Annotated in this window: 20 protein-coding genes; 9 read left to right on the top strand and 11 right to left on the bottom strand. The window is 61.3% G+C overall.

What is annotated here, in order from left to right:
• Positions 1 to 136: 136 nt before the first annotated feature.
• The gene (locus tag ACXYMS_RS02545) at positions 137 to 1,744 is read left to right on the top strand and encodes a bifunctional metallophosphatase/5'-nucleotidase (protein ID WP_458903452.1); all 1,608 of its coding nucleotides are present in this window, start codon (positions 137 to 139) and stop codon (positions 1,742 to 1,744) included.
• A gap of 65 nt (positions 1,745 to 1,809) precedes the next feature.
• Here ACXYMS_RS02545 and ACXYMS_RS02540 read toward each other — a convergent pair whose 3' ends face one another.
• Positions 1,810 to 2,061, bottom strand: coding sequence for a GlsB/YeaQ/YmgE family stress response membrane protein (locus ACXYMS_RS02540; protein ID WP_458903451.1), 252 nt, complete (start codon positions 2,059 to 2,061; stop codon positions 1,810 to 1,812).
• Between the two features lie 168 nt (positions 2,062 to 2,229).
• Between ACXYMS_RS02540 and ACXYMS_RS02535 the strand changes: the two genes are divergently transcribed.
• Positions 2,230 to 2,799 carry a hypothetical protein gene (locus ACXYMS_RS02535; RefSeq protein WP_458903450.1) on the top strand — a complete coding sequence of 190 codons (570 nt, stop codon included), beginning with the start codon at positions 2,230 to 2,232 and terminating at the stop codon, positions 2,797 to 2,799.
• A 51-nt stretch (positions 2,800 to 2,850) separates the two neighbouring features.
• Here the strand turns inward: ACXYMS_RS02535 and ACXYMS_RS02530 are convergent, their stop codons facing one another.
• The 6 genes from ACXYMS_RS02530 to ACXYMS_RS02505 all read right to left on the bottom strand — a co-directional run bounded on the left by ACXYMS_RS02530 (position 2,851) and on the right by ACXYMS_RS02505 (position 9,247).
• A complete protein-coding gene (locus ACXYMS_RS02530) occupies positions 2,851 to 3,894 on the bottom strand; it encodes a Gfo/Idh/MocA family protein (protein WP_458903449.1) in 1,044 nt (347 codons plus the stop codon).
• A gap of 127 nt (positions 3,895 to 4,021) precedes the next feature.
• Positions 4,022 to 4,810, bottom strand: coding sequence for a ThuA domain-containing protein (locus ACXYMS_RS02525; RefSeq protein ID WP_458903448.1), 789 nt, complete (start codon positions 4,808 to 4,810; stop codon positions 4,022 to 4,024).
• A 234-nt stretch (positions 4,811 to 5,044) separates the two neighbouring features.
• Positions 5,045 to 6,049: an ABC transporter ATP-binding protein gene (locus tag ACXYMS_RS02520; RefSeq protein ID WP_458903447.1), complete on the bottom strand. Its 1,005-nt coding sequence runs from the start codon at positions 6,047 to 6,049 to the stop codon at positions 5,045 to 5,047.
• 12 nt (positions 6,050 to 6,061) lie between these two features.
• Positions 6,062 to 6,880 carry a carbohydrate ABC transporter permease gene (locus ACXYMS_RS02515; protein ID WP_458904586.1) on the bottom strand — a complete coding sequence of 273 codons (819 nt, stop codon included), beginning with the start codon at positions 6,878 to 6,880 and terminating at the stop codon, positions 6,062 to 6,064.
• Positions 6,881 to 6,906: 26 nt separating this feature from the next.
• Entirely contained in the window at positions 6,907 to 7,887 is a 981-nt protein-coding gene (locus tag ACXYMS_RS02510) for a carbohydrate ABC transporter permease (RefSeq protein ID WP_458903446.1), read from the bottom strand.
• Between the two features lie 91 nt (positions 7,888 to 7,978).
• The gene (locus tag ACXYMS_RS02505; protein ID WP_458903445.1) at positions 7,979 to 9,247 is read right to left on the bottom strand and encodes an ABC transporter substrate-binding protein; all 1,269 of its coding nucleotides are present in this window, start codon (positions 9,245 to 9,247) and stop codon (positions 7,979 to 7,981) included.
• A gap of 490 nt (positions 9,248 to 9,737) precedes the next feature.
• Here ACXYMS_RS02505 and ACXYMS_RS02500 point away from each other — a divergent pair, with 490 nt between their 5' ends.
• Both ACXYMS_RS02500 and sseA read left to right on the top strand, forming a co-directional pair.
• Positions 9,738 to 10,757, top strand: coding sequence for a LacI family DNA-binding transcriptional regulator (locus ACXYMS_RS02500; protein WP_458904584.1), 1,020 nt, complete (start codon positions 9,738 to 9,740; stop codon positions 10,755 to 10,757).
• 282 nt (positions 10,758 to 11,039) lie between these two features.
• Entirely contained in the window at positions 11,040 to 11,873 is an 834-nt protein-coding gene (gene sseA / locus ACXYMS_RS02495) for a 3-mercaptopyruvate sulfurtransferase (protein WP_458903444.1), read from the top strand.
• Positions 11,874 to 11,876: 3 nt separating this feature from the next.
• Here the strand turns inward: sseA and ACXYMS_RS02490 are convergent, their stop codons facing one another.
• Positions 11,877 to 12,545, bottom strand: a complete 669-nt coding sequence (locus tag ACXYMS_RS02490; RefSeq protein ID WP_458903443.1) for a class I SAM-dependent methyltransferase — start codon at positions 12,543 to 12,545, stop codon at positions 11,877 to 11,879.
• A gap of 234 nt (positions 12,546 to 12,779) precedes the next feature.
• Here ACXYMS_RS02490 and ACXYMS_RS02485 point away from each other — a divergent pair, with 234 nt between their 5' ends.
• Positions 12,780 to 13,490 carry a DNA helicase gene (locus ACXYMS_RS02485; protein WP_458903442.1) on the top strand — a complete coding sequence of 237 codons (711 nt, stop codon included), beginning with the start codon at positions 12,780 to 12,782 and terminating at the stop codon, positions 13,488 to 13,490.
• A gap of 54 nt (positions 13,491 to 13,544) precedes the next feature.
• Here the strand turns inward: ACXYMS_RS02485 and mmsB are convergent, their stop codons facing one another.
• The 3 genes from mmsB to chvE all read right to left on the bottom strand — a co-directional run bounded on the left by mmsB (position 13,545) and on the right by chvE (position 17,601).
• Positions 13,545 to 14,828 carry a multiple monosaccharide ABC transporter permease gene (mmsB, locus tag ACXYMS_RS02480; RefSeq protein WP_458903441.1) on the bottom strand — a complete coding sequence of 428 codons (1,284 nt, stop codon included), beginning with the start codon at positions 14,826 to 14,828 and terminating at the stop codon, positions 13,545 to 13,547.
• On the bottom strand, positions 14,825 to 16,357 hold the full coding sequence (gene mmsA, locus ACXYMS_RS02475; RefSeq protein WP_458903440.1) for a multiple monosaccharide ABC transporter ATP-binding protein: 1,533 nt from the start codon (positions 16,355 to 16,357) through the stop codon (positions 14,825 to 14,827). Before mmsA ends, mmsB begins: the two co-directional genes overlap by 4 nt.
• Before the next feature lie 167 nt (positions 16,358 to 16,524).
• On the bottom strand, positions 16,525 to 17,601 hold the full coding sequence (chvE, locus tag ACXYMS_RS02470; protein WP_458903439.1) for a multiple monosaccharide ABC transporter substrate-binding protein: 1,077 nt from the start codon (positions 17,599 to 17,601) through the stop codon (positions 16,525 to 16,527).
• A gap of 449 nt (positions 17,602 to 18,050) precedes the next feature.
• On the opposite strand from chvE, the gene ACXYMS_RS02465 reads away from it, so the two are divergent.
• The 4 genes from ACXYMS_RS02465 to ACXYMS_RS02450 all read left to right on the top strand — a co-directional run bounded on the left by ACXYMS_RS02465 (position 18,051) and on the right by ACXYMS_RS02450 (position 20,835).
• Complete coding sequence (locus ACXYMS_RS02465; RefSeq protein ID WP_458904582.1) at positions 18,051 to 18,821, top strand: FadR/GntR family transcriptional regulator; 771 nt, start codon at positions 18,051 to 18,053, stop codon at positions 18,819 to 18,821.
• Between the two features lie 60 nt (positions 18,822 to 18,881).
• A complete protein-coding gene (locus tag ACXYMS_RS02460; RefSeq protein ID WP_458903438.1) occupies positions 18,882 to 19,835 on the top strand; it encodes a sugar-binding transcriptional regulator in 954 nt (317 codons plus the stop codon).
• 137 nt (positions 19,836 to 19,972) lie between these two features.
• Positions 19,973 to 20,338, top strand: coding sequence for a YciI family protein (locus ACXYMS_RS02455; RefSeq protein WP_458903437.1), 366 nt, complete (start codon positions 19,973 to 19,975; stop codon positions 20,336 to 20,338).
• Between the two features lie 59 nt (positions 20,339 to 20,397).
• Positions 20,398 to 20,835 (top strand): VOC family protein, encoded by a 438-nt coding sequence (locus ACXYMS_RS02450; protein WP_458903436.1) that lies wholly within the window; start codon positions 20,398 to 20,400, stop codon positions 20,833 to 20,835.
• Positions 20,836 to 20,873 lie beyond the last annotated feature (38 nt).

Genomic DNA, 20,873 nt, shown 5'->3' with positions numbered 1-20,873 from the left:
TTGACCAAAAGGTCCACTTTCCACTGTCACAATTACCTGATTAACTGTTTAGCGACGCTGCTGGCCGGCCTGAAGGCGTCAGGGTCGCACTGGCGGAGGTAACGTCGTCTGCAAAAAGCAAAAAGGGATATCAGGGATGAAGAAACTGCTTCTGGGCGCGACTGCGCTTACCCTCTGCGCCGGCTTCTCCACAGCCGCCTATGCCGAGTTCACGCTGAACATTCTGCATATCAACGATTTCCATTCCCGCTTCGGGCCGATCACTGGCACCGATTCCAATTGCGATCCCGAGACGGACGCTGCGGGTGAGTGCTTTGGCGGCATTGCCCGTCTCAAGACTGCGATCGACGCCAAGCGCGCCGACCTGGACGGCCAGAACGTGGTGCTCGTCGATGCCGGAGATCAGTTCCAGGGCTCCCTGTTCTATACCCAGTATCGCAGCGAGATCATTGCCGAGTTCGCCAACGATCTGGGTATCGAAGTGATGGCCGTGGGCAACCACGAATTCGACGATGGTCCTGAAGAGCTCGCCAAGCTGCTCGACGCCGTGAACTTCCCGATTATCTCGGGCAATACCAATGTCGAGAACGAGCCACTGCTGGCTGGTCGTATTCCGGGCACGCATGTGCTGGAGATCGGAGGCGAGAAGGTTGGCTTCATATCAGCCCTGGCCGAGGACACCGACGAAACCTCCTCTCCGGGTGACAATGTTCAGTTTGAAGACACCATCACCAGCCTCTCCACCCAGGCGGAAGCCCTCGCATCGGCAGGCGTGAACAAGATCATCGCCCTTACCCATGTGGGCTACGCGCAGGACCTGCAGATTGCTGCCAATGTTCCGGGCGTCGACGTCGTTGTGGGTGGTCATTCCCACACACTCCTGTCGAACACCGATGAAAGTGCCGCTGGCCCCTACCCGACCATGGTCAATGGTACCGATGGCACGGAAGTCCCCGTCGTAACGGCAGGCGCCTATGCCAAATATCTCGGCGATCTGGTTGTCACCTGGGATGACGAAGGCAACGTGGTGTCTGCTGACGGTGCACCCATCATCATGGATGCGTCGGTTACACCAGATGAAGGCTATGTTTCCCGCCTGGCTGAGCTCCAGGAGCCGATCAACTCGCTCATGGAAGAAGTCATCGGCACGTCCACCGATGCCATCGAAGGTTCGCGCGAAGTCTGCCGCGTCGAGGAATGTTCCATGGGCAACCTCGTCGCCGACGCGATCCTGGACGCGGCGTCAGGATCGGGCGCCACCATTGCCATCCAGAATGGCGGCGGCCTTCGTTCGTCCATCGATGCGGGCGAGATCACCATGGGTGAAGTGCTGACGGTCCTGCCCTTCTCCAACACGCTCGCAACCGTGGATATCTCTGGTGCCGACGTCATCGACGCGCTTGAGAACGGCGTGTCCGACATCGAGAACGGCGCCGGGCGCTTCCCACAGGTCGCTGGCCTGACATATGCCTACACTCTGGCCAATCCGGCCGGGGACCGCATCAGCGATGTCATGGTCAAGGGTGAAGGCGACGAGTGGGTGCCGATCGACGAAGAAGCGACGTACACAGTCGTCACCAACAATTACATGCGTGGCGGCGGCGACGGCTATGGCACCTTTGCCGAAGGCGACAATCCCTACGATTTTGGCCCGCCGCTGGAACAGGTTCTGGCCGACTACATCGCCAAGCAGGGTGGTGAATACACCCCCTATACCGACGGCCGCATCACCGTCGTCGAATAGGCGTCAGTGTCGCGAAATGGAAAAGGGCGCCCTCAGGCGCCCTTTTTTGCTGTTGCCTTCGGCCGTTAAGCCCGGCGAGCGATCTGACCCCAAGCCAGGAGAATGATCACTGCGCCGACGACTGACGCGATGAAGCCAGCGCCATCGCCCTGATCGTACCAGCCGATCTGCTGGCCAAGCCAGGTGGCCAGGACCGAACCGACGACGCCTAGCACTGTGGTCAGGATGAAGCCACTCGGCTTGTTGTCACCCGGCGTGATCCACTTGGCGATGAGACCGGCGAAAAATCCGATGATGATGGCCCAGACAATACCCATGCGACGCTCCTTTTCTGCTGCAAATAGAAATTGGTACAGCGTCAGAGGGTTGCAAGTGCACACATGGTTTGTGAGCCGATTGTGATCGCATGGGTCGCAACCATCAAGGGAACCTGTCGTTGTCTGGCTGTCCAAGTGGGGGGCACATCCCACAACAGGAGACTGAAAATGAAGAAGACCATTATCGCAACGACCGTCGCCGCACTGCTTGCTTCGAGCGCTCTGCCGGCTATCTCGCAGGATGCAAATGTCGGCGTCGATGCCGGCGCTGGCGTTTCTGTCGACACCCCGTCGCTTGACGCTGAAGCCGGCACCGACACCGGCGCGGATGCCGGAGTGGATTCTGGCACCAAGGCCAATGCATCGTCCACCACGGGCGTGAATGCCAATGCCAATGCCAATGCCAATGCCAATGATATGGCTGACGATACCTATGGCTCTGTCATGTCCTCGATCAAGGCTTCGGCCGATCTGGACCTGACCAGCATCACCGACGAGTCCAAGGTCTCGATCGTGCTGATTTCCTCTCTCAAGGGCAACGCAGAGACCGAGAGCGCGGCGCTCGACAATGAGCTGACCGCCAATGCGGACGCTCAGGCCGGCCTGCACACCCGCATTGAAGACAATGCCACCATCAAGGCTAAGCTCGAGGCTGAAGGCCACGCCGTCGAGGACGTGGTCAGCATCAAGACCAAGGCCGATGGTTCCGTCATCGTCTATGTTGATGACCGCGACTAAGCGCTCGGTCTGAAACAGAAAGGCCCCGGCATTTGCCGGGGCCTTTTCAGTTTAAACCCTGTGCTCCGCCCGGTCCCGGTCGGTTGCCGTCGCCAGATCCAGAACCTTCTGAATATTGGTGGCATGCCGGAAGCTGGGTTCGAGGTTCTTGCCCATCCGGCAGGCCTCGATGAAACGTTCGTAATTGGTAGGGACAGGATCGACTTCGACCTCGGTCCAGCTGCCGGTTTCGGCATCCGGCCCAAGGCAGGTAAACAGCTTCGACCAGTCGTGCCGGTGCTGCACCTCCACCGAGCCCTGGTCGCCATAGACGCGCAGACGCAATTCGTTGAAGTGCCCTGTCGCCCAGCGCGAGGCGTGCACAACCCCCAGCGCGCCATTTTCCAGCTGCGCCGTCATGGCGAAGCTGTCATTGGCATCCAGGTCATATTCGCCAATCTGGTTGCCCGGCGCCTTGTCGAAAGTCTCGAGCCGGCAAAATACTTTTGAAAAATCGCTGCCCGCGCCATAGGCGGCAAAATCGAGAATATGCACCCCGATATCGCCCAGCACGCCGTTCGAGCCGTGTTTTTTGGAGAGGCGCCATAGCCACTGGCTTTCTGTGCGCCAGTCGCCCCAGGCCTTGGACACCAGCCAGCTTTGCAGATAGCTTGCCTCGAAATGCTTGACGGTGCCGATCTGGCCCGACTGCACGATTTCGCGCGCTTTTTGCAGTTGGGCCACATTGCGATAGGTCAGGTTGACCATGTTCACGAGACCCAGCCGCTCGGCAGCCTCGGTCATTTCCTGGGCACGGGCGTGATCGGTCGCCAGCGGCTTTTCGCAGAAGACATGCTTGCCCGCCGCCAGCGCCGCCATGGTGGTTGGGTAGTGAACGCTGTCGGGCGTCACATTGGCCACCGCATCGAACTCGCCCCACGCAATGGCCGCATCCAGCGAGCCGAAGCCTCGCTCTATGCCATGTGCCGCGCAAAAGGTTTCGACCCGCGACGGGTCGACATCGACACCGCCGGCCAGGGTCACGCCTTCGATGGCCGCAAAGCTCTTGGCATGCGTATTGGCCATGCCGCCGGTACCCAAGATGAGGATACGCATAGTCTTATTCCCTGGGGTCACCGCCCCGCTTGAGATCTCACTGGTCATCGCCACAAAGCGCTGACCCATATTTGCACGCCACCACGGGAGGTCCCCGCTTGCGCGGGAACACTCCGTGGCATGGACGTTACGACTTCACTTCGCCGGCATGATCTGCGGACGAGAGCTTTGCGCCGCGCTCCTCGATCTTTTCGATGGCCTCGCCGACAGGCGTATTCGGCGCCTTCATCAGATGCGCGTGGCGATCGCCCTGATAGGCCCAGTTGACTGCATTGCGCAGCACCTGACCCACATTGGCGTCGTGATAGGTCGGGTAAGTCTCGTGGCCGGGGCGGAAATAGAAGATATTGCCGGCACCGCGGCGATAGGTCAGGCCCGAACGGAACACCTCGCCGCCCTGGAACCAGGACACGAAAACCGTTTCCAGTGGCTCCGGCACCGTAAAGGGCTCACCATACATTTCCTCGTATTCGAGTTCGAAATAGGCTGGCAGCCCCTTGGCGATGGGATGACCCGGATTGACCACCCAGAGACGCTCGCGCTCTCCGGCCTCACGCCAGTGCAAGTTGGCAGGGGAGCCCATGAGGCCCTTGAACACTTTCGAATGATGTCCCGAATGCAGCACGATCAGCCCCATGCCCTGCCAGACATGCTCCATGACGCGCTTGACGACGGCATCATCGACCTGGTTATGCGCGGCGTGACCCCACCATAGCAGGACATCGGTCTCGGCCAGAACCGCTTCGGTCAGGCCATGTTCGGGCTCCTGCAGCGTCGTCGTCTTGGTCGACAGGTTGCTGTCTTCCGACAGCAGCTTGGCAATCTGGTTGTGCATGCCGTTGGGATAGTTCTCGGCAACAACCTTGTTCTTCTGTTCGTGGACATTCTCGCCCCAGACCAGGGTACGGATCGGCATGAAATTCTCCTGAGCTTCGTCTGACCCTGCCGCGCGGTGGGAGTCCGGCGGCCCGGGTGGTTTCCAGGGCGCGACCGCGGTCGCGCCCGATCTTCAGTCAATGGTGGGCAAACCCAAGCCCGGGTCGCGAGCACCAATGTGTTCAAGGGAAGTGACGAGGATATGGCCACGTCCGATTTCCTGCACCAGCCCCTTCCGCAAACTCGTGAGCGCGACACAGCGTCGCCGCCTGCCTCAGCGGATCGGCTTGCCGGCTTCGTCGAACCGGTGGATCCGGTCTTCCATCGGTGAGACCCGCAGGACTTCGCCACTGCGATGCTCCGCGGCACCCTCAAGCCGCACCACGACCGGCTCCTCAGTGCCCATCTCGAGGTAGACATAGGCGTCGGCGCCCAGGTTCTCGGTGTGGATCACCGTGCCTTCCCAGATGCCATCATTCTTGATCAGCATGTGTTCGCCGCGGATGCCCAGGGTGGCACAATTGAAGGCAGCAGCCTTTTCTCCGGCGATGAAATTCATCTTGGGCGAACCGATGAAGCCCGCCACGAAGATGCTGTCCGGCTTTTCATAGAGCTCCATGGGCGTTCCGACCTGCTCGACCAGACCATCGCGCAGCACGCAGATGCGGTCGGCCAGCGTCATCGCCTCCACCTGGTCATGCGTCACATAGACCATGGTCACCTCGTGCATGCCTTCATGCAGTTTGGCGATCTCGATGCGGGTGGCCACGCGCAACGCCGCATCCAGGTTCGACAGCGGCTCGTCGAACAGGAACACTTTCGGATCGCGGGTAATGGCCCGGCCGATAGCGACGCGCTGCCGCTGCCCACCCGACAATTGCTTGGGCAAGCGGTCCAGATACTGCCGGATTTGCAGCATATCCGCAGCCTTTTCCACGCGGTGGCGGATCTCTTCCTTGTCCTTGCCCTTTTCCAGGGTCAGCCCGAAAGCCATGTTCTCATAAACGGTCATGTGCGGGTAAAGCGCATAGGACTGGAACACCATGGCAATGCCGCGCTTGGACGGCGCCAGCGCATTGACCACCTTGCCGTCGAACAGCATCTCTCCCGAAGTGATGTCCTCAAGGCCTGAGATCAAGCGCAGCAGCGTGGACTTGCCGCAGCCCGATGGGCCGACAAAGACCATGAATTCACCCTTGCGGATTTCCAGGTCCACCCCCTTGATCACCTGCACTGCGCCAAAGGCTTTGCGGATATTGCGAAGCTCGATGCTTGCCATTGTTTTCTCTCCCTAACCCTTGACGCCGCCGGCGGTCAGACCGCTCACGATCTTGCGCTGGAATATCAGAACCAGCACCACCAGTGGCACCGTAACGATCACCGATGCGGCCATGATGGCGCCCCATGGAATTTCATATTGCGAACCGCCCGACAGCAGCGCGATGGCCACCGGCACGGTCCTGGTGTCATTTGACGAGGTGAAGGTTAGCGCGAACAGGAACTCGTTCCAGGCACCGATAAAGGCCAGCAGGCCCGTAGTGACAAGGGCCGGCCACATCAGCGGCATGAACACGCGGGTGATGATAACCCAGGGCGTCGCCCCGTCGACAATCGCGGCTTCCTCGATTTCGACCGGCAGCTCGCGCATGAAGGTGGTCAGCACCCAGACGGTGAAGGGAAGGGTGAAGATCGTGTAGGAGAAGATCAGCGCCCAGGGCGTGTTGTAGATGCCCAGGAACCGGATCACCTCGAACAGACCCGCCAGCACCGCAATCTGCGGGAACATCGAGACGGCCAGGATTGTCATCAGCAGCAGGCTGCGCCCGCGGAATCGCACACGGCTCAGCGCGAACGACGCCGTCACCGCCAGGAACAGCGCCAGCAGCACCGTGACGGAGGCGATGAACACCGAATTGAGGAGATTGCGCGGAAAGCTGCCCGTATTGAGCACAGACTCATAATTCTGCAGGCTGAACGAGGTCGGCCAATAGGTGATGCGGAACAGGTCGGTACCCGATTTGAAGCTGGTCAGGATCGCGTAGTAGAACGGGAACACCGACACCACCACGATGACCACGACCAGCAGGTAGAACAGGGCTGTCTTGGTCATTTTCCACAGATCGAACGTGCCGGTCATCAACGATCTCCTCCGTCGAAATTGACCTTGCCCAGCCAGATATAGAGGATAGTGAAGATCGCGATGATCAGGAACAGCAGCGTCGACTGCGCTGACCCATAGGCGAAATTATCAAAATCGAATAGGTTTTCGCGCGCCAGCACGCTCATGGTTTTGGTCGCCGCGCTATTGGGCGTCAGCACATAGATCAGGTCGAAGATGCGCAGCGCATCAAGCACGCGGAAGATGATCGCCACCATCAGCGCCGGACGCACTAGCGGCAGGGTGATCTTGAAGAACTGCTTGACCGGATGCACGCCATCGATGTCGGCGGCCTCATAGATGTCCTTGGGGATCATCTGCAGGCCGGCCAGGATCAGCAGCGCCATGAAGGGTGTGGTCTTCCAGATGTCGACTACAAGCACGGCCGTCATTGCCGTTTCGGCTGTTGCAGTCCAGGCGACTTTTTCACTCAAGAGGCCCAGGCGCAGGCCCAGGTCGTTGAGAATGCCGAACTGGTCGTTGAGCATCCAGCCCCACATGCGGGCTGAAACGATGGTCGGGATGGCCCAGGGTATGAGGATTGCGGCACGGACAATGCCACGCCCCCTGAACTCTGCGTTGAGCACCAGTGCCACGATCATGCCCAGTACGGTTTCCCAAAGCACGGACCAGAAGGCGAAGCGCACCGTATTCCAAACTGCATTCCACCAGGCAGAGTCGACCAGCAAGCCACGATAGCGCACCGTGCCGCTCTCGAGCACGCTCCACCGCAGGTAATTGCCAAAACCGATCCACTCGGCGCCATAAAGGTTGTTGAGAGACGCATCGGTGAAGGAGAAATAGATCGATCGCAGCAGCGGCCACCCGGCCACGATCGCCAGCGCAACCAGCATGGGCAGCAGGAACCACCGCGCGGCCCGCACACGCTGTTGCATCAGTTCGGACTTGATCTTGGCTCCGGTCGCAGCAACCGGTGACGTCATTGTCTCAGTCGCCATCACGTCCCCTCCCCCTTTTGTTGTCCATCATTGCGCGAAGCGGGCGGCAGGGAAAGTCCCCGCCGTCCGCTTGCTTGGGCCCTGGGAGGACTTACCAGGCGTCGCCCTTGAGGTCGGCCAGGTCGGCCTCGAGCATTTCGAGGTTTTCCGCGGCGGAACCGTTACCGGACAGCGTGTTGTGCACCGCGCTCCAGAACAGCGACGACACTTCGTTGTAGCTGGTCTTGGTCGGGGCGGACGGACGCGGCACGGCGTTCTGGAAGATTTCCTTCCAATTGGCCATGAACGGGGAGGCGTCCAGCACGTCGGTATCTTCATAGAGCGCTTCGATGGTGGGCAGGTTCGACTGGTTGATCGCCCGCTCCTTCTGGACTTCCGGGGAAGCCAGGTAGAGGGCCAGTTCGATGGCAGCATCCGGGTCCTGGGAATACTTGGACACCGCATAATTCCAGCCACCAAGCGTCGCCGCCGAACGGGCGTCAGCGCCTTCGCCGGCGGGCAGCGGAGCAACGTCAAACTTGCCCTTCACAGCCGAGTCGTCGCTATTGCCCAGCGAGTAGGCATAGGGCCAGTTGCGGTGGAACACGGCATTGCCGAGCTGCCAGACGCCACGGCTTTCTTCTTCCATGTAGCCCAGCACGCCATCGGGCGCGATCGTACCAACCCAGCCTGCTGCCATTTCGATAGCGGCCGCAGCCTGGTCGTTATTGATCGAGATTGAGCCGTCGGCTTCCACGATCTGGCCGCCGCCATAGGACTTGACCCATTCCAGGGCGTCGCAGGTCAGGCCTTCATAGGCATTGCCCTGGAACACGAAGCCCCACATGTCGGGGTTACCCTCCGCACGTTCGGCATCCATGATTTCCTGCGCAGTTGCCGTCATCTCGGCCCAGGTGGTCGGGACTTCCTTATTGTACTTTTCGAGAAGGTCGGTGCGGTAGAACAACGCCGGCGCGTCGGTGAAGGCCGGGACGGCAACCAGCCGCCCGTCCACGGTCTGCGACTCGATGATCGAGGGGAAATGCTCGCCGACGACGTCGGCAGCCGCTTCGCTCAGGTCGAGAAACTGGTCGGCGAGCTGCGGCGCCCAGATCACGTCGGTGGTGTACACGTCGATATCGGTATTGCCGGCAGCCAGCCACAGGCGGTACTGGCCGAACTGGTCGGTGGTCGAGGACGGCATCGGCACCACGGTGACGGTATGGCCAGTCATCTCTTCAAACTTTTCCAGCTGGGACTGCAGGAACGCCAGACCATTGCCGGTATCGCCCGAAACCACGGAGAGCTCGGCGGCCTGGGCGGAGCCCGCCACCAGCGTCACGGTCGTCAACAGACCAACGAGCAGCTTGTTCATCTTCATTGGAAATCCTCCCGAAAGAAACATGTCACGGAGGAGGCGCGTTGGACCGATCCTGCGCATTGTGCCGGACCAGACCTCCTCCCCTTTCAAAAGCACCCTACCGAACCGATTTGCCGTTCAGTTTGAAAGCGCTTTGGAAGCCAACCAACCAGAGCCTCCAATTTCTGTCAAGCGGAGCCTCCTGTGATTTTCAGGTCTTTTCAACGCTAGGAAGATTTTACCGCTATATTTCAATTGGTTGAGTTCAGGCCTCGCCCGAGAGCGCTAAAATTCCCTGGATTTAGGATGATGTACGCACCTCAGAAATCTGAAACGATTTCCACCTCTTGCGCCAAAAATTGAAATCGCTTTGAATAGCCGGAGGAGGAGAATGACGGTAAGCCCTGTTCAAAGGGAGCCGCCTGCCCTAATGGCTGAAGCGACCGGGGTTTTTCGCGCCGCAACCGGCGGCGAGGCCGGAGCGTCAGAGCATACGGGCCGTATCGCCGCCATGAGATTGAAAGACCTCGCCGAGCATCTCGGCCTGTCGCAAACCACGGTCAGTCGTGCGCTCAACGGCTATCCTGAGGTCAAGGAGGCCACGCGGCGGCGCGTTGCAGAGGCGGCCAACATGCTTGGCTACCGCCCCAATGCCAGCGCCCTGCGCCTGGCGACCGGCCGGGCCGGCGCCATTGGCCTTGTGTTGCGCGGCGCCGACGAGTTGGGCCCGCACATGTCCGAATTCCTCTCCGGCGTGGGCAGCTACATGGCCAGCCAGGAAATCGACATGCTAGTTTCCACTGTCGCCAGCCACCAGGAGGAACTGGCGGCCTATCGACGCCTGGCCGCCAGCCAGAAGGTGGATGCCGTGATCCTTCACTCGCCCACGGTCAGCGACGAGCGCGCCGAATTGCTGATGGATCTCGATATCCCCTTCGTGCTGCATGGCCGCACCAATATCGGCCGTCCGGTCTCCTGGCTCGACATCGACAATACCGGTGCCCTGGAGCGCGCCACCAGCCACCTGCTCGATCTCGGCCATCGGCGCGTTGCCCTGCTCAATGGCGTCAAGGGACGCACCTTTGCCGAACATCGTGAAATCGGTTATCGCGCTGCCCTCACCGCGCGGGGCCTCCCGGTCGATCCGGCCTTGCTTGGCAATTCGGCCTTCACCGACGAAATCGCCTTCCGCATGGCCCAGGCCATGCTCGAACTGCGCCCCCGCCCCACCGCCTTCCTCGCCGGCTCGATGATGACGGCGTTGGGCGTCTTCCGCGCCATTCGCCAGGCCGGGCTGCAATTGGGCACCGACGTCTCCATGATCGCCCATGACGACGTCTTCCCCTATCTCAACGCCGACAATATGTACCCATCCATGTCGACAACACGCTCCTCCATCCGCCAGGCCGGCACGCGCATCGCCGAGCTGATCATGCAGTTGATTGCTGGCAAGCCGCAGGGCGACATCCACGAGCTCTGGCCGGTGGAACTGGTCCTGCGGGAAAGCTCGGGACCGGCGCCCCGCGCCTGAACAGCGTCGCCGCATTGCCACAAAGCCCCTCCTGTCCCTCCGCCTCCCAGACGTGTCCTCATGCGTTCGAAGCTGGCGGGAACTCCGGTTTGCCGCGGCACGTTCAGTAGGCAGGTTGGCCCACCGCCTCATGGGTCCGAGGTCGCAGTCTGCCTGCCTGTGGCCGATCTCATGATGTTGCCGCAATAATCATTTGCGCTGACATCGCCGCAATAGCGCTTGCTGGCCTCCTGCCAGCAGGGCTACCACAGGGCGCAGTGCTGCGGCCGCGGAGACAAGCGCATGAACCACCCCTTCTGCTCCACTGACTGGCTCGCCAGCCATCTCGCGGCCCCCGATGTGGTTGTGGTCGACGCCAGTTGGCACCTTCCGAACGCGGCCCGCAACGCGCAGGCGGAGTACCTTGCCGGCCACATTCCCGGCGCTGTGTTCTTCGACATCGACGGCATTGCCGACTCGACCACCGACCTGCCGCACATGTTGCCGGCGCCGTCCGATTTCGCCCGCGCCGTTGGAGCACTGGGCATTTCGGCGGACATGACCATCGTGATCTACGACGAGGTGGGCCTGTTCAGCGCCCCGCGCGTCTGGTGGACCTTCCGCACTTTTGGCGCCCGGAACGTCGTCATGCTCGAGGGCGGTGGCCCCAAATGGCGTGCCGAGCGCCGTCCTGTCGAAGCCGGTCTGGTCAAGCGCGACAAAGTCCTCTTCGAGACCGATTTCGATCCCCACGCCGTAGTGGATTTCGATGCAATTGCCGCCAATCTACGCAGTCACACTGCGCAGGTGATCGATGCCCGCCCGGCTCCGCGCTTTCACGGGGAAGTGGCCGAGCCTCGAAAAGGCCTCAAGCCCGGTCATATTCCCGATAGCCTCAACGTTCCGGTTTCGCTTCTGACAGAGGGCGGAAAGCTCCGCTCGCCCGAGCAATTGCGGGTCATCTTCGCCGATCGCGGCGTCGATCTCACGAGACCCATCGTCACAACCTGCGGTTCCGGGATCACCGCTGTTACACTGGCCCTCGCCCTCGAGCAGGCCGGCGCCACAGATGTCGCTGTCTATGATGGCTCCTGGGCCGAGTGGGGCGCCCACAAGGACGCCGAAATCGAGATCTGATGTTTAGCTTGCATAGGCAATCCAGCCCCTGAAATCGAACGCGGCATAGAAAAGGCTCACATCGCTGAACCCCGCTTCGGCCAGCATCGCCTCTTCATCCTCGGGCGACAGGAAATGCAACCGGTCCAGCATCATCTGCTGCGCCGACTGGGCGCTGAGCGCGTCCACCCCGTTCGAGGCTGCAAAGGCGGCGTGTCGCTTGGTCCAGAGCCGCCGGCTCGTCTCGTCCTGGGCAAAACTCATATGGGCCACAACCAATGGCGCCCCCGGCCGCAGGCGCCGGTGTAACTGCTGCAAGGTCGCCAATCTCTGTTCAGTCGGAATGAAGTGAAAGGTCAGCAGGCACGTCGCCCCGTCAAAGGGCCCCTCCGGGGCATTCTCTATATAGCCCTCGTGAAGGCGCACCCGCCCGGCATGCGCCGCCAGCGCTGTCCGCGCGGCCTCCAGCATCGGCGCCGATGGGTCGACCCCGTCAAAACTCCAACCGGGATGCGCCTCCGCCAGCGTTGCAAGCTCCATACCGCCGCCGGCGCCCAGCACCAGCACACGCCCCGTCTCCGGCACGCGCTCCGCCAGCAGCAATTGCATCATCCGGTGCAGCCCCGCCAAGCCTGGCACCTGCTTTGGTGGACCTTCGGCATAACGCGAGGCGGCATGGTCAAACCCGGTCATTCCACGATCCTTCGCTTAATAGGTAACTTTTAGTGTTACATTTGTTTACAGCCGTCAAGGCCCAGATCGCCGCCCGCCGAGATTTGCGCTATGCTCTGATTCTGGCGCGGCCCGCGCCTCCCCCCTCCACCGGGAAAGCAGTTGTCCTGCCGGGCCAGTTAATCGCCAAACCGACATGTCGCGCGACAGCAAAAGGAGGGATTGCCTGGATCGACCGCGACAGGAGGTTTTATCATGACGCTATCTGCTCCCATATTTCGTTTGAAACGTCTCGCCCGCAAAACGGCGCGCGAACAATCAATCCCGCTCCATGCCGCGCTCGACGGCATTGCCGCCCAGAATGGCTACCCCAGCTGGAGCTTGCTGGCGGCCCGGAATGCCGGGCAATCCACCACGGCAGCAAATTTGCTGACCGAACTGAGAAGGGGTGAACTGGTGCTCCTGGCGGCTCGTCCGCAACAGGGCAAGACCATGCTGGCATTGCAATTGGTTCTGGAGGCAATTGCGGCCGGGCGGGCGGCCCATTTCTTCACGCTGGACTACACGCCCAATGAAGTTATCGAAAATCTCACCCAGCTTGGGGCAGGCCCGTCGGCAATCGCCGCCATCGGCGTGGACTGTTCCGATGGCATCTGCGCCGATCACATCATGACCAGCCTCGACCGGACCTTTGCGGGAACACTGGCCGTAGTGGACTATCTGCAATTGCTCGACCAGAGGCGCAGCAACCCGCCGCTCCAGGAACAGATCGAGGCCCTGTCGCGATTCGCGCGCCAGCGTGGTCTCACCCTGATCTTCATCGCCCAGATCGACCGGACCTTTGAGGGTGCGGGCGACGCCCATCCGGACCTCTCCGACATAAGGCTGCCCAACCCGCTCGACCTGTCGCTGTTCGACAAGGCCGTGCTGCTGCATGCGGGCGAGGTGCGGATCACCGTCCCCTGAATGCGAAAGGCCGCCGGATCGCTCCGGCGGCCTTGTCATACTTGCGCTCGGAAATCAGGCCGAGCGGTTCTTGTTGTAGAGATCGAAGAACACGGCCGCGAGCAGCACCACGCCCTTGATCATCTGCTGCCAGTCGATATTGACGCCCATGATCGACATGCCATTGTTCATAACGCCCATGATGAAGGCGCCGATGACGGCACCCGCCACTTGGCCGACACCACCCAGTGCCGAAGCCCCGCCGATAAACACGGCCGCGATCACGTCGAGCTCAAGGCCCTGCCCTGCCTTTGGCGTCGCCGAATTGAGGCGGGCCGCATAGATCATGCCGGCAAGAGCCGCCAGCGCGCCCATGATGGCGAAGATGTAGAATGTCGTGCGTTCGGTCTTGATGCCCGAGAGCGCCGCCGCCTTGAGATTGCCACCCAATGCATAGATGCGGCGGCCAAAGGTCAGGCGTTTGGTCATGAACACAAAGCCCGCGATCAGCACGCCCATCACCACCAGCACATTGGGCAGACCGCGATAGGAGGAGAGCATATAGGCAAAGAACAGCACTAGTGCCGTCACCACCACGTTCTTGATGATGAACAGGCTGAACGGCTCGACATTGTAGCCACGGGCAATGCGGCGGGCGCGCGTGCGGATGGAGAAGAAGATCATGCCCACGATTGCAAGGATGGCGATGACCATGGAGGTGGTGTGCAGCACCACATTCTGCCCATTTTCTGCTAGCCAGGGCATAGTGGTGGGCCCCACGACGTCGGGGATGAACCCGGCTGAAAGCATCTGGAATTCAGCCGGGAACGGCCCGACTGACTTGCCGGAGAGAATGGCCAGCGACAGCCCCTTGAAGATCAGCATGCCGGCCAGCGTCACGATGAACGCCGGGACCCGGTGATAGGCAATGATATAGCCCTGCGCCGCGCCTATGGCCGCACCGGCTACCAGGCATATGGCGCCTGCTACGAGGGGATGGGCGAGAAAAGCCAGCTCTGGCGGAAAATCCCACCCCACCATTAGCATGGCGGCCAGGGCCCCGACAAACCCGGACACCGAGCCAACGCTGAGGTCGATATGCCCGGCCACGATGACCAGCAGCATGCCCAGCGCCATCACGATGATATAGCTGTTCTGCAGGATGATATTGGTCAGGTTCACTGGCTTGAACAGCACGCCATTGGTAAAATACTGGAAGAACAGCATGATCAGGATCAGCGCCAGCAACAGGCCATAATCGCGCATATTGGCGCGCAGGGCGCCGACCAGGGTCAACTCCTGGGACTGGGCCGGCTGGGCGGCCGGGCTGGTTCCGGTCGAAACAGTTTCGGTGGTCATGATGCCTTTCCTTCAGCGCGCACGATGGAGCGCATGATCTTTTCCTGGCTCGCCTCGCTGGTGGGCATCTCGCCCACGATGCGGCCTTCATTCATTACGTAGAGTCGATCGGTGATGCCGAGCAGTTCGGACATTTCCGAGGAGATCACCAGGACCGCCTTCCCCTGTGCGGCGAGCTGGTTGATGATCGTGTAGATTTCGTACTTGGCGCCCACATCAATGCCGCGGGTCGGCTCATCGAGAATGAGCACGTCCGGGTTGGCGTAGAGCCATTTCGACAGCACGACCTTCTGCTGGTTGCCGCCTGAAAGATTGCCCACCACCTGATAGACGCTCGACGAGCGGATATTGGTCTTCTTGCGATAGTCATTGGCCACGTCCATCTCGGTCAGATCGTCAATGACGCCCAGTTTCGAGACACCCCGCAGATTGGCGATGGTGGTGTTGTGCTTGATATGGTCGATCAGGTTCAGGCCATAGGTTTTGCGGTCTTCCGTGGCATAGGCAATGCCGTTGCGGATGGCCTTGTCGACGGACGAGGTGTCGACCTTCTGGCCATTGACCAGAACCTCGCCGCTGATCCTCTGCCCATACGACTTGCCGAAGACGCTCATGGCGAATTCGGTCCGGCCCGAGCCCATTAGCCCGGCAATGCCCACCACCTCGCCCTTGCGCAGGGTGATGTTGATGTCCTTCAGTATCTGCCGCTCGCGGTGCTGCGGGTGGTACGCATTCCAATTCTTCACCTCCAGCACCACTTCACCCACCTTCGGGGTGCGGGCAGGATAGCGGTCGCTGAGGGCACGGCCCACCATGGACGTGATGATGCGGTCCTCGGTGATATGCTCGGTATCCATCGTCTCGATGGTCCTGCCATCGCGGATCACCGTCACCCGGTCGGCAACGCGGGAAATCTCGTTGAGCTTGTGACTGATGATGATCGAGGTAATGCCCTGGGTCTTGAATTCGAGCAGCAGCTCGATCAGCGCCTGGCTGTCCTTCTCCGAGAGCGATGCGGTCGGCTCATCGAGAATGAGCAATTGCACCTGCTTGGAGAGCGCCTTGGCGATTTCGACCAATTGCTGCTTGCCCACGCCGATATTGGTGATCAGCGTGTCGGGGTCTTCGTTGAGGCCCACCATCTTGAGCAGCTTGCGTGCGCCATCGCGCGTCTCATCCCAGTCGATCACGCCGCCCTTGGCCTGCTCATTGCCCAGGAAGATGTTCTCGGCAATCGAGAGCAGCGGCACCAGCGCCAGCTCCTGATGGATGATGACGATGCCCTTGTGCTCGCTGTCGCGGATCGACTTGAAGTGCTGTTCCTCGCCCTTGTAGACGATCTGCCCTTCATAGGAGCCCGCGGGATAAACCCCGCTCAGCACCTTCATCAGCGTGGACTTGCCGGCCCCGTTCTCGCCGCAGATGGCATGGATTTCGCCTTCCCGCACGTCCAGATTGACGTCGGACAGCGCTTTCACGCCGGGGAAGGTCTTGGTGATGCTGCGCATCTCCAGAATGGTCTTGGTCATGCTGACCCTGTCATTTCAGTGACCTATCAAGGATTCGGCGAAGGATCGGGCCTTCTACGAACCCGACCTCCCAATCGCCCCAAGATAGAAGAGGGCGTCCGCGAGGTCTTGCGGAAAATCGCGAAAGGGCCCCGCACGCAGCGGGGCCCCCTCTTGGGTCTTGCAGATTACTGCAGTTCTTCGGCCTTGATATAGCCCGAAGCGATCACGCGTTCTTCGTAATTGGTCACATCGACCTCGTACGGGGTCAGCAGGATCGAGGGCACGACCTTGACGCCATTGTCATAGGTGGTGGTGTCGAGGCCACCCGGCTCGTTGCCCGACAGCACGGTATCGATCAGCTGGGCGGTGTACTGGGCCAGCTCGCGCGTGTCCTTGAACACGGTCGAGTACTGCTCGCCGGCAATGATTGCCTTGACGGACGGGACTTCAGCATCCTGGCCGGTGATGATCGGCCAGCTCAGGTCGCCCGAGCCATAGCCAACGCCGCGGAGCGACGAGATGATGCCGCGCGACAGGCCGTCATAGGGAGCCAGCACACCGTGCACACGGCTGCCGTCCGAGTAGTTCGCGGACAGGATATTGTCCATGCGGGCCTGTGCAACCGCACCGTCCCAACGTAGCGTACCAACCTGTTCCATGCCCTGCTGGCCCGACTTGATGACGATGTCACCAGCGTCGATCATCGGCTGCAGTACGGCCATGGCACCGTCATAGAAGAAGAAGGCGTTGTTATCGTCCGGCGAACCGCCGAACAGCTCGACGTTCCACGGCTTTTGGTCGGGGAAGCGCTCTTCGAGGCCCTTCACCAGGCTGTTGGCCTGGAGCACGCCCACCTGGAAGTTATCGAAGGTGGTGTAGTAATCGACATTGGCGCTGTCGCGGATCAGGCGGTCATAGGCAATGACCTTGACGCCCTGGTCGGCAGCGTTCTGCAGTACGGCAGAAAGCGTGGTGCCGTCGATCGAACCGATAACGAGGGCCTTGGCGCCCTTGGTGACCATGTTTTCGACTTGGGCCAGCTGGTTCGGAATGTCGTCTTCTGCGAACTGCAGGTCGACCGAATAGCCCATGCCTTCGAGCGCGGTCTTGAGCTCATTGCCGTCCGAGATCCAGCGCAGCGAGGACGAGGTCGGCATGGCAACGCCAATGAGACCCTTGTCCTGGGCAAAGGCGCCCGTTGCGGCGGTGGCCAGAACGGCACCGGCAGCGACCAGCGTCGCGATTGATTTGAGAACCTTCACGTCTCGACTCCCTAAAAATGTTTCGAGATTGGTTGTTTATGGTCTTTTGGGTTCGGGAAATTCAGACAGCGCCAACGGCCCGGATCCGCCCGCCATGGCCACACGGGCACGGCAACGGATGCCGACTTGCGCCGCATCTGGTGGGGCCGACGCCCTGGGGCATCGCCGCTCGGATCTGCATGAAGTCCTCCGGCACGGACGACATTATTGTCGCCATGGACTCTCCCAAGCCCATGGCCCGGACGCTAGAATAATCAGACAGGCCTGTAAAGCATCGAGTCACCGCAAACGCATATTTTTTCGACTCATGCAATAAAATGAGACGCCCGCTTGCTGGCCTCCTCAGCCATCGTTATTGTCGCGAAATCCATGGGAGAAGCTGTTGCAATAGGTCAAATAATTACCCACAACAGTTTAAAGGTATCAGATACCTTTAGGGAGGATGAACCATTAGGACCGGAGAAATCCGGCCTGATCAGCCGAGCGCCGCCAACACGGTCGCCGATGATCTGGCCAACGAAATCCTGACCGAGCTGGCACCCGGCGCCAGCCTGCCCAGCGAGGCTGAACTAGCCGGCCGCTTTGCCGTGAGCCGGCTGACCATTCGCGAGGCTGTCAAGCTCCTTGCGGGCCGCGGCCTGCTTGATCTGGCGCGTGGCCGCCGCGCCGTCGTGCGTGAGCCGGATGGCGCCGCCTTTGCCGACTTCCTGACATCCATGCTGCACAACGATTCCAAAGGTCTTTTTGATCTGGTTGAGGTACGTCTGTCATTGGAGGTTCAATGCGCCACCCTGGCGGCCAAGCGCGCCAGCCGCGCCGCCATCGCGGCCATCGAAAGCGCCCTGCAAGGCATGCGCGACAATGCAACCGCCGCCATGGCAAATGACCCGGAAGCCGACCGGCGCTTCCACGATTTCGATGTCGGCTTCCACGAAGCCGTCGCTCTTGCCAGCGGCAACCGCATCATGGGCTATCTGTTCGAAGCCATGGCCGTGCCCCTGCGTCAGGGCATCCAGATCAGCCGGCGCGGGCATGCCAATCGCGGTCATACCCTGTTTGACACCCTCGCCCTCCACGAGCGCATTCTCGACTGCATCAAAGACGGCAATGGCCGCGCTGCAGGCGAGGCCATGCGCCTCCACCTCAAGGATACGGAGCGCGACATCCGCAATGCGCTCTCCAGCATGGCCGATCGCCCCGCCCGTCCCCGCGCGCGGTAATCACCCTTGCGGCTTGCCGCTGTATCGCAATAATCGCGGCAACATCACCACGAGGGGCCGATGGCTGCGCGAACCGATAATAATGCGACCCGGCTGGACGATGCCGCCCGGGCGGGCTGGCTCTACTACGTAGCCGGCAACACGCAGGAAGAAATCGCCGCCAAGATGGGCATTTCGCGCCAGTCCGCGCAGCGCCTTGTCTCCCTTTCGGTCAGCGAGGGCCTGATCAAGGTAAGGCTCGACCACCCCATCGGGCACTGCCTGGATCTCGCCGAGCGCCTGCGCACCCGCTATGGGCTTGATCATTGCGAGGTCGTTCCATCCGACCCCGGCAGCGCCTCCACCACCATCGGCGTGGCCGAGGCCGGAGCCGCCGAAATCGAGCGCTGCCTGCGTGCGCCAGAGCCTCTGGTCATGGCCATCGGCACCGGTCGTACGCTCAAGGCCGCCATCGAGCAGCTCCAGCCCATGGACTGCCCGCACCACAAGGTCGTCTCGCTCACCGGCAATATCGCGCCCGACGGCTCGGCCGCCTTTTACAACGTCATCTTCAACGTGGCCGATACGGTCAAAGCCCGCAGCTTTCCCATGCCCCTGCCGGTCATTGCCTCCTCCGCCCGCGAGCGCGAACTGCTGCATAACCAGCCCATGATTGCCTCAACGCTCGCTCTGGCGGCGCGCGCCAACACCACCTTTGTCGGCATCGGCCATCTGGGCCCCGACGCGCCCCTGCTGCTCGATGGCTTCATCACCGAAGCCGAGCACAAGGCCCTGCAAAAGGCCGGTGCTGTCGGCGAGATCTGCGGCTGGGCCTTTGACGCCGAGGGGCGGCTGGTCGATGGCCTCACCAATGAGCGCGTCGCCTCGGCCCCCATTCCCAGCCGCGAAAATGGTCTCGTCATCGCCCTGGCCATGGGCCCCGCCAAGGGCGCCGCCATCCGCGCTGCCCTCACCAGGCGCCTCGCCAATGGACTGATCACCGACGAGCGCACCGCCGAACTGCTGCTGGGCTGAGGGCTGTCCGCCCGCCAATCGCGTGCGGCAGTGGCCACATTGAAAAAACCGGCCGCGCCATGTCGATCCGGAACGGGATCAATCGTCATGTCAGCGAAACGACTTCAAGGCACACGATCAATCAGGAGGAATTTTCTATGCGCTATTTCATGAGCATCATCCCGCCCGCCGACCTCAAGCCCGAACAGGTGCCCCAGGGCCTGATGGACGCCATGGGACCATGGATGGAAAAGAACCTCGCCTCTGGCGCCCTGGTCTCGACCGGTGGCCTCACGCCCGCCAGCCAGGGCAAGCGCCTGATCGGCCGGACTGGCGAAGCCGTGGTCACCGACGGCCCCTTTGCCGAAGCCAAGGAAGTGCTTGGCGGCTACGCCGTCTTCGAGGCTACCGATCTCAATGCCGCAACGGCGCTGGCCGGCGAGTTCCTGCAACTGCACATCGACAACGGACTGTCGGACATCATTCTCGAGATCCGCGAAATCGCCGGTGGCGTCAACTACTAGCGCCCCGACTGAATGGGCGCGGATTCGCCGCGCCCAGCCCCGCACAAGGAGACTGGCCTATGGCGCTCAAGCGCATGGACAATGTCGGGATCGTCGTCGAAGACCTCGACCGGGCGATCGAGTTCTTCTGCGAACTCGGCCTGACCCTCGAAGGCCGCGCCATGATCGAAGGCGAATGGGCCGGACGGGTCACTGGCCTGGGCAACCAGCAGGTCGAGATCGCCATGATGCGCACGCCCGATGGCCACAGCCGGCTTGAACTTTCCCGCTTTCTTGCCCCGCAGGTCATCGCCGATCACCGCACCGCCCCGGTCAATGCCCTGGGCTATCTGCGCGTCATGTTCACGGTGGACGATCTGGACGAAACGCTGGAACGGCTGGCAGCGCGTGGCGCCCAGCTGGTCGGCGAGGTCGTCAACTATCAGGACGTCTACAGGCTCTGCTATATCCGCGGCCCCGAGGGCCTGCTGCTGGGCCTGGCCCAGGAACTCACCTGAGTTCAAAGCCCCCATTTTCGAGCATTAGTCAGCATTTT

The organism is Devosia sp. CAU 1758 (genome assembly GCF_054482695.1).
This window is presented reverse-complemented; position numbering and strand designations above follow the sequence as displayed.

Coding starts and splice junctions, on each gene's coding strand:
- ACXYMS_RS02500 (WP_458904584.1), top strand. CDS start 9,738: ATGAGATTGAAAGACCTCGCCGAGCATCTCGGCCTGTCGCAAACCACG.
- sseA (WP_458903444.1), top strand. CDS start 11,040: ATGAACCACCCCTTCTGCTCCACTGACTGGCTCGCCAGCCATCTCGCG.
- ACXYMS_RS02455 (WP_458903437.1), top strand. CDS start 19,973: ATGCGCTATTTCATGAGCATCATCCCGCCCGCCGACCTCAAGCCCGAA.
- ACXYMS_RS02525 (WP_458903448.1), bottom strand. CDS start 4,810: ATGCCGATCCGTACCCTGGTCTGGGGCGAGAATGTCCACGAACAGAAG.
- ACXYMS_RS02515 (WP_458904586.1), bottom strand. CDS start 6,880: ATGACCAAGACAGCCCTGTTCTACCTGCTGGTCGTGGTCATCGTGGTG.
- ACXYMS_RS02450 (WP_458903436.1), top strand. CDS start 20,398: ATGGCGCTCAAGCGCATGGACAATGTCGGGATCGTCGTCGAAGACCTC.
- ACXYMS_RS02505 (WP_458903445.1), bottom strand. CDS start 9,247: ATGAAGATGAACAAGCTGCTCGTTGGTCTGTTGACGACCGTGACGCTG.
- ACXYMS_RS02530 (WP_458903449.1), bottom strand. CDS start 3,894: ATGCGTATCCTCATCTTGGGTACCGGCGGCATGGCCAATACGCATGCC.
- ACXYMS_RS02520 (WP_458903447.1), bottom strand. CDS start 6,049: ATGGCAAGCATCGAGCTTCGCAATATCCGCAAAGCCTTTGGCGCAGTG.
- ACXYMS_RS02535 (WP_458903450.1), top strand. CDS start 2,230: ATGAAGAAGACCATTATCGCAACGACCGTCGCCGCACTGCTTGCTTCG.
- ACXYMS_RS02485 (WP_458903442.1), top strand. CDS start 12,780: ATGACGCTATCTGCTCCCATATTTCGTTTGAAACGTCTCGCCCGCAAA.
- mmsA (WP_458903440.1), bottom strand. CDS start 16,357: ATGACCAAGACCATTCTGGAGATGCGCAGCATCACCAAGACCTTCCCC.
- ACXYMS_RS02510 (WP_458903446.1), bottom strand. CDS start 7,887: ATGGCGACTGAGACAATGACGTCACCGGTTGCTGCGACCGGAGCCAAG.
- mmsB (WP_458903441.1), bottom strand. CDS start 14,828: ATGACCACCGAAACTGTTTCGACCGGAACCAGCCCGGCCGCCCAGCCG.
- ACXYMS_RS02545 (WP_458903452.1), top strand. CDS start 137: ATGAAGAAACTGCTTCTGGGCGCGACTGCGCTTACCCTCTGCGCCGGC.
- ACXYMS_RS02460 (WP_458903438.1), top strand. CDS start 18,882: ATGGCTGCGCGAACCGATAATAATGCGACCCGGCTGGACGATGCCGCC.
- ACXYMS_RS02540 (WP_458903451.1), bottom strand. CDS start 2,061: ATGGGTATTGTCTGGGCCATCATCATCGGATTTTTCGCCGGTCTCATC.
- ACXYMS_RS02490 (WP_458903443.1), bottom strand. CDS start 12,545: ATGACCGGGTTTGACCATGCCGCCTCGCGTTATGCCGAAGGTCCACCA.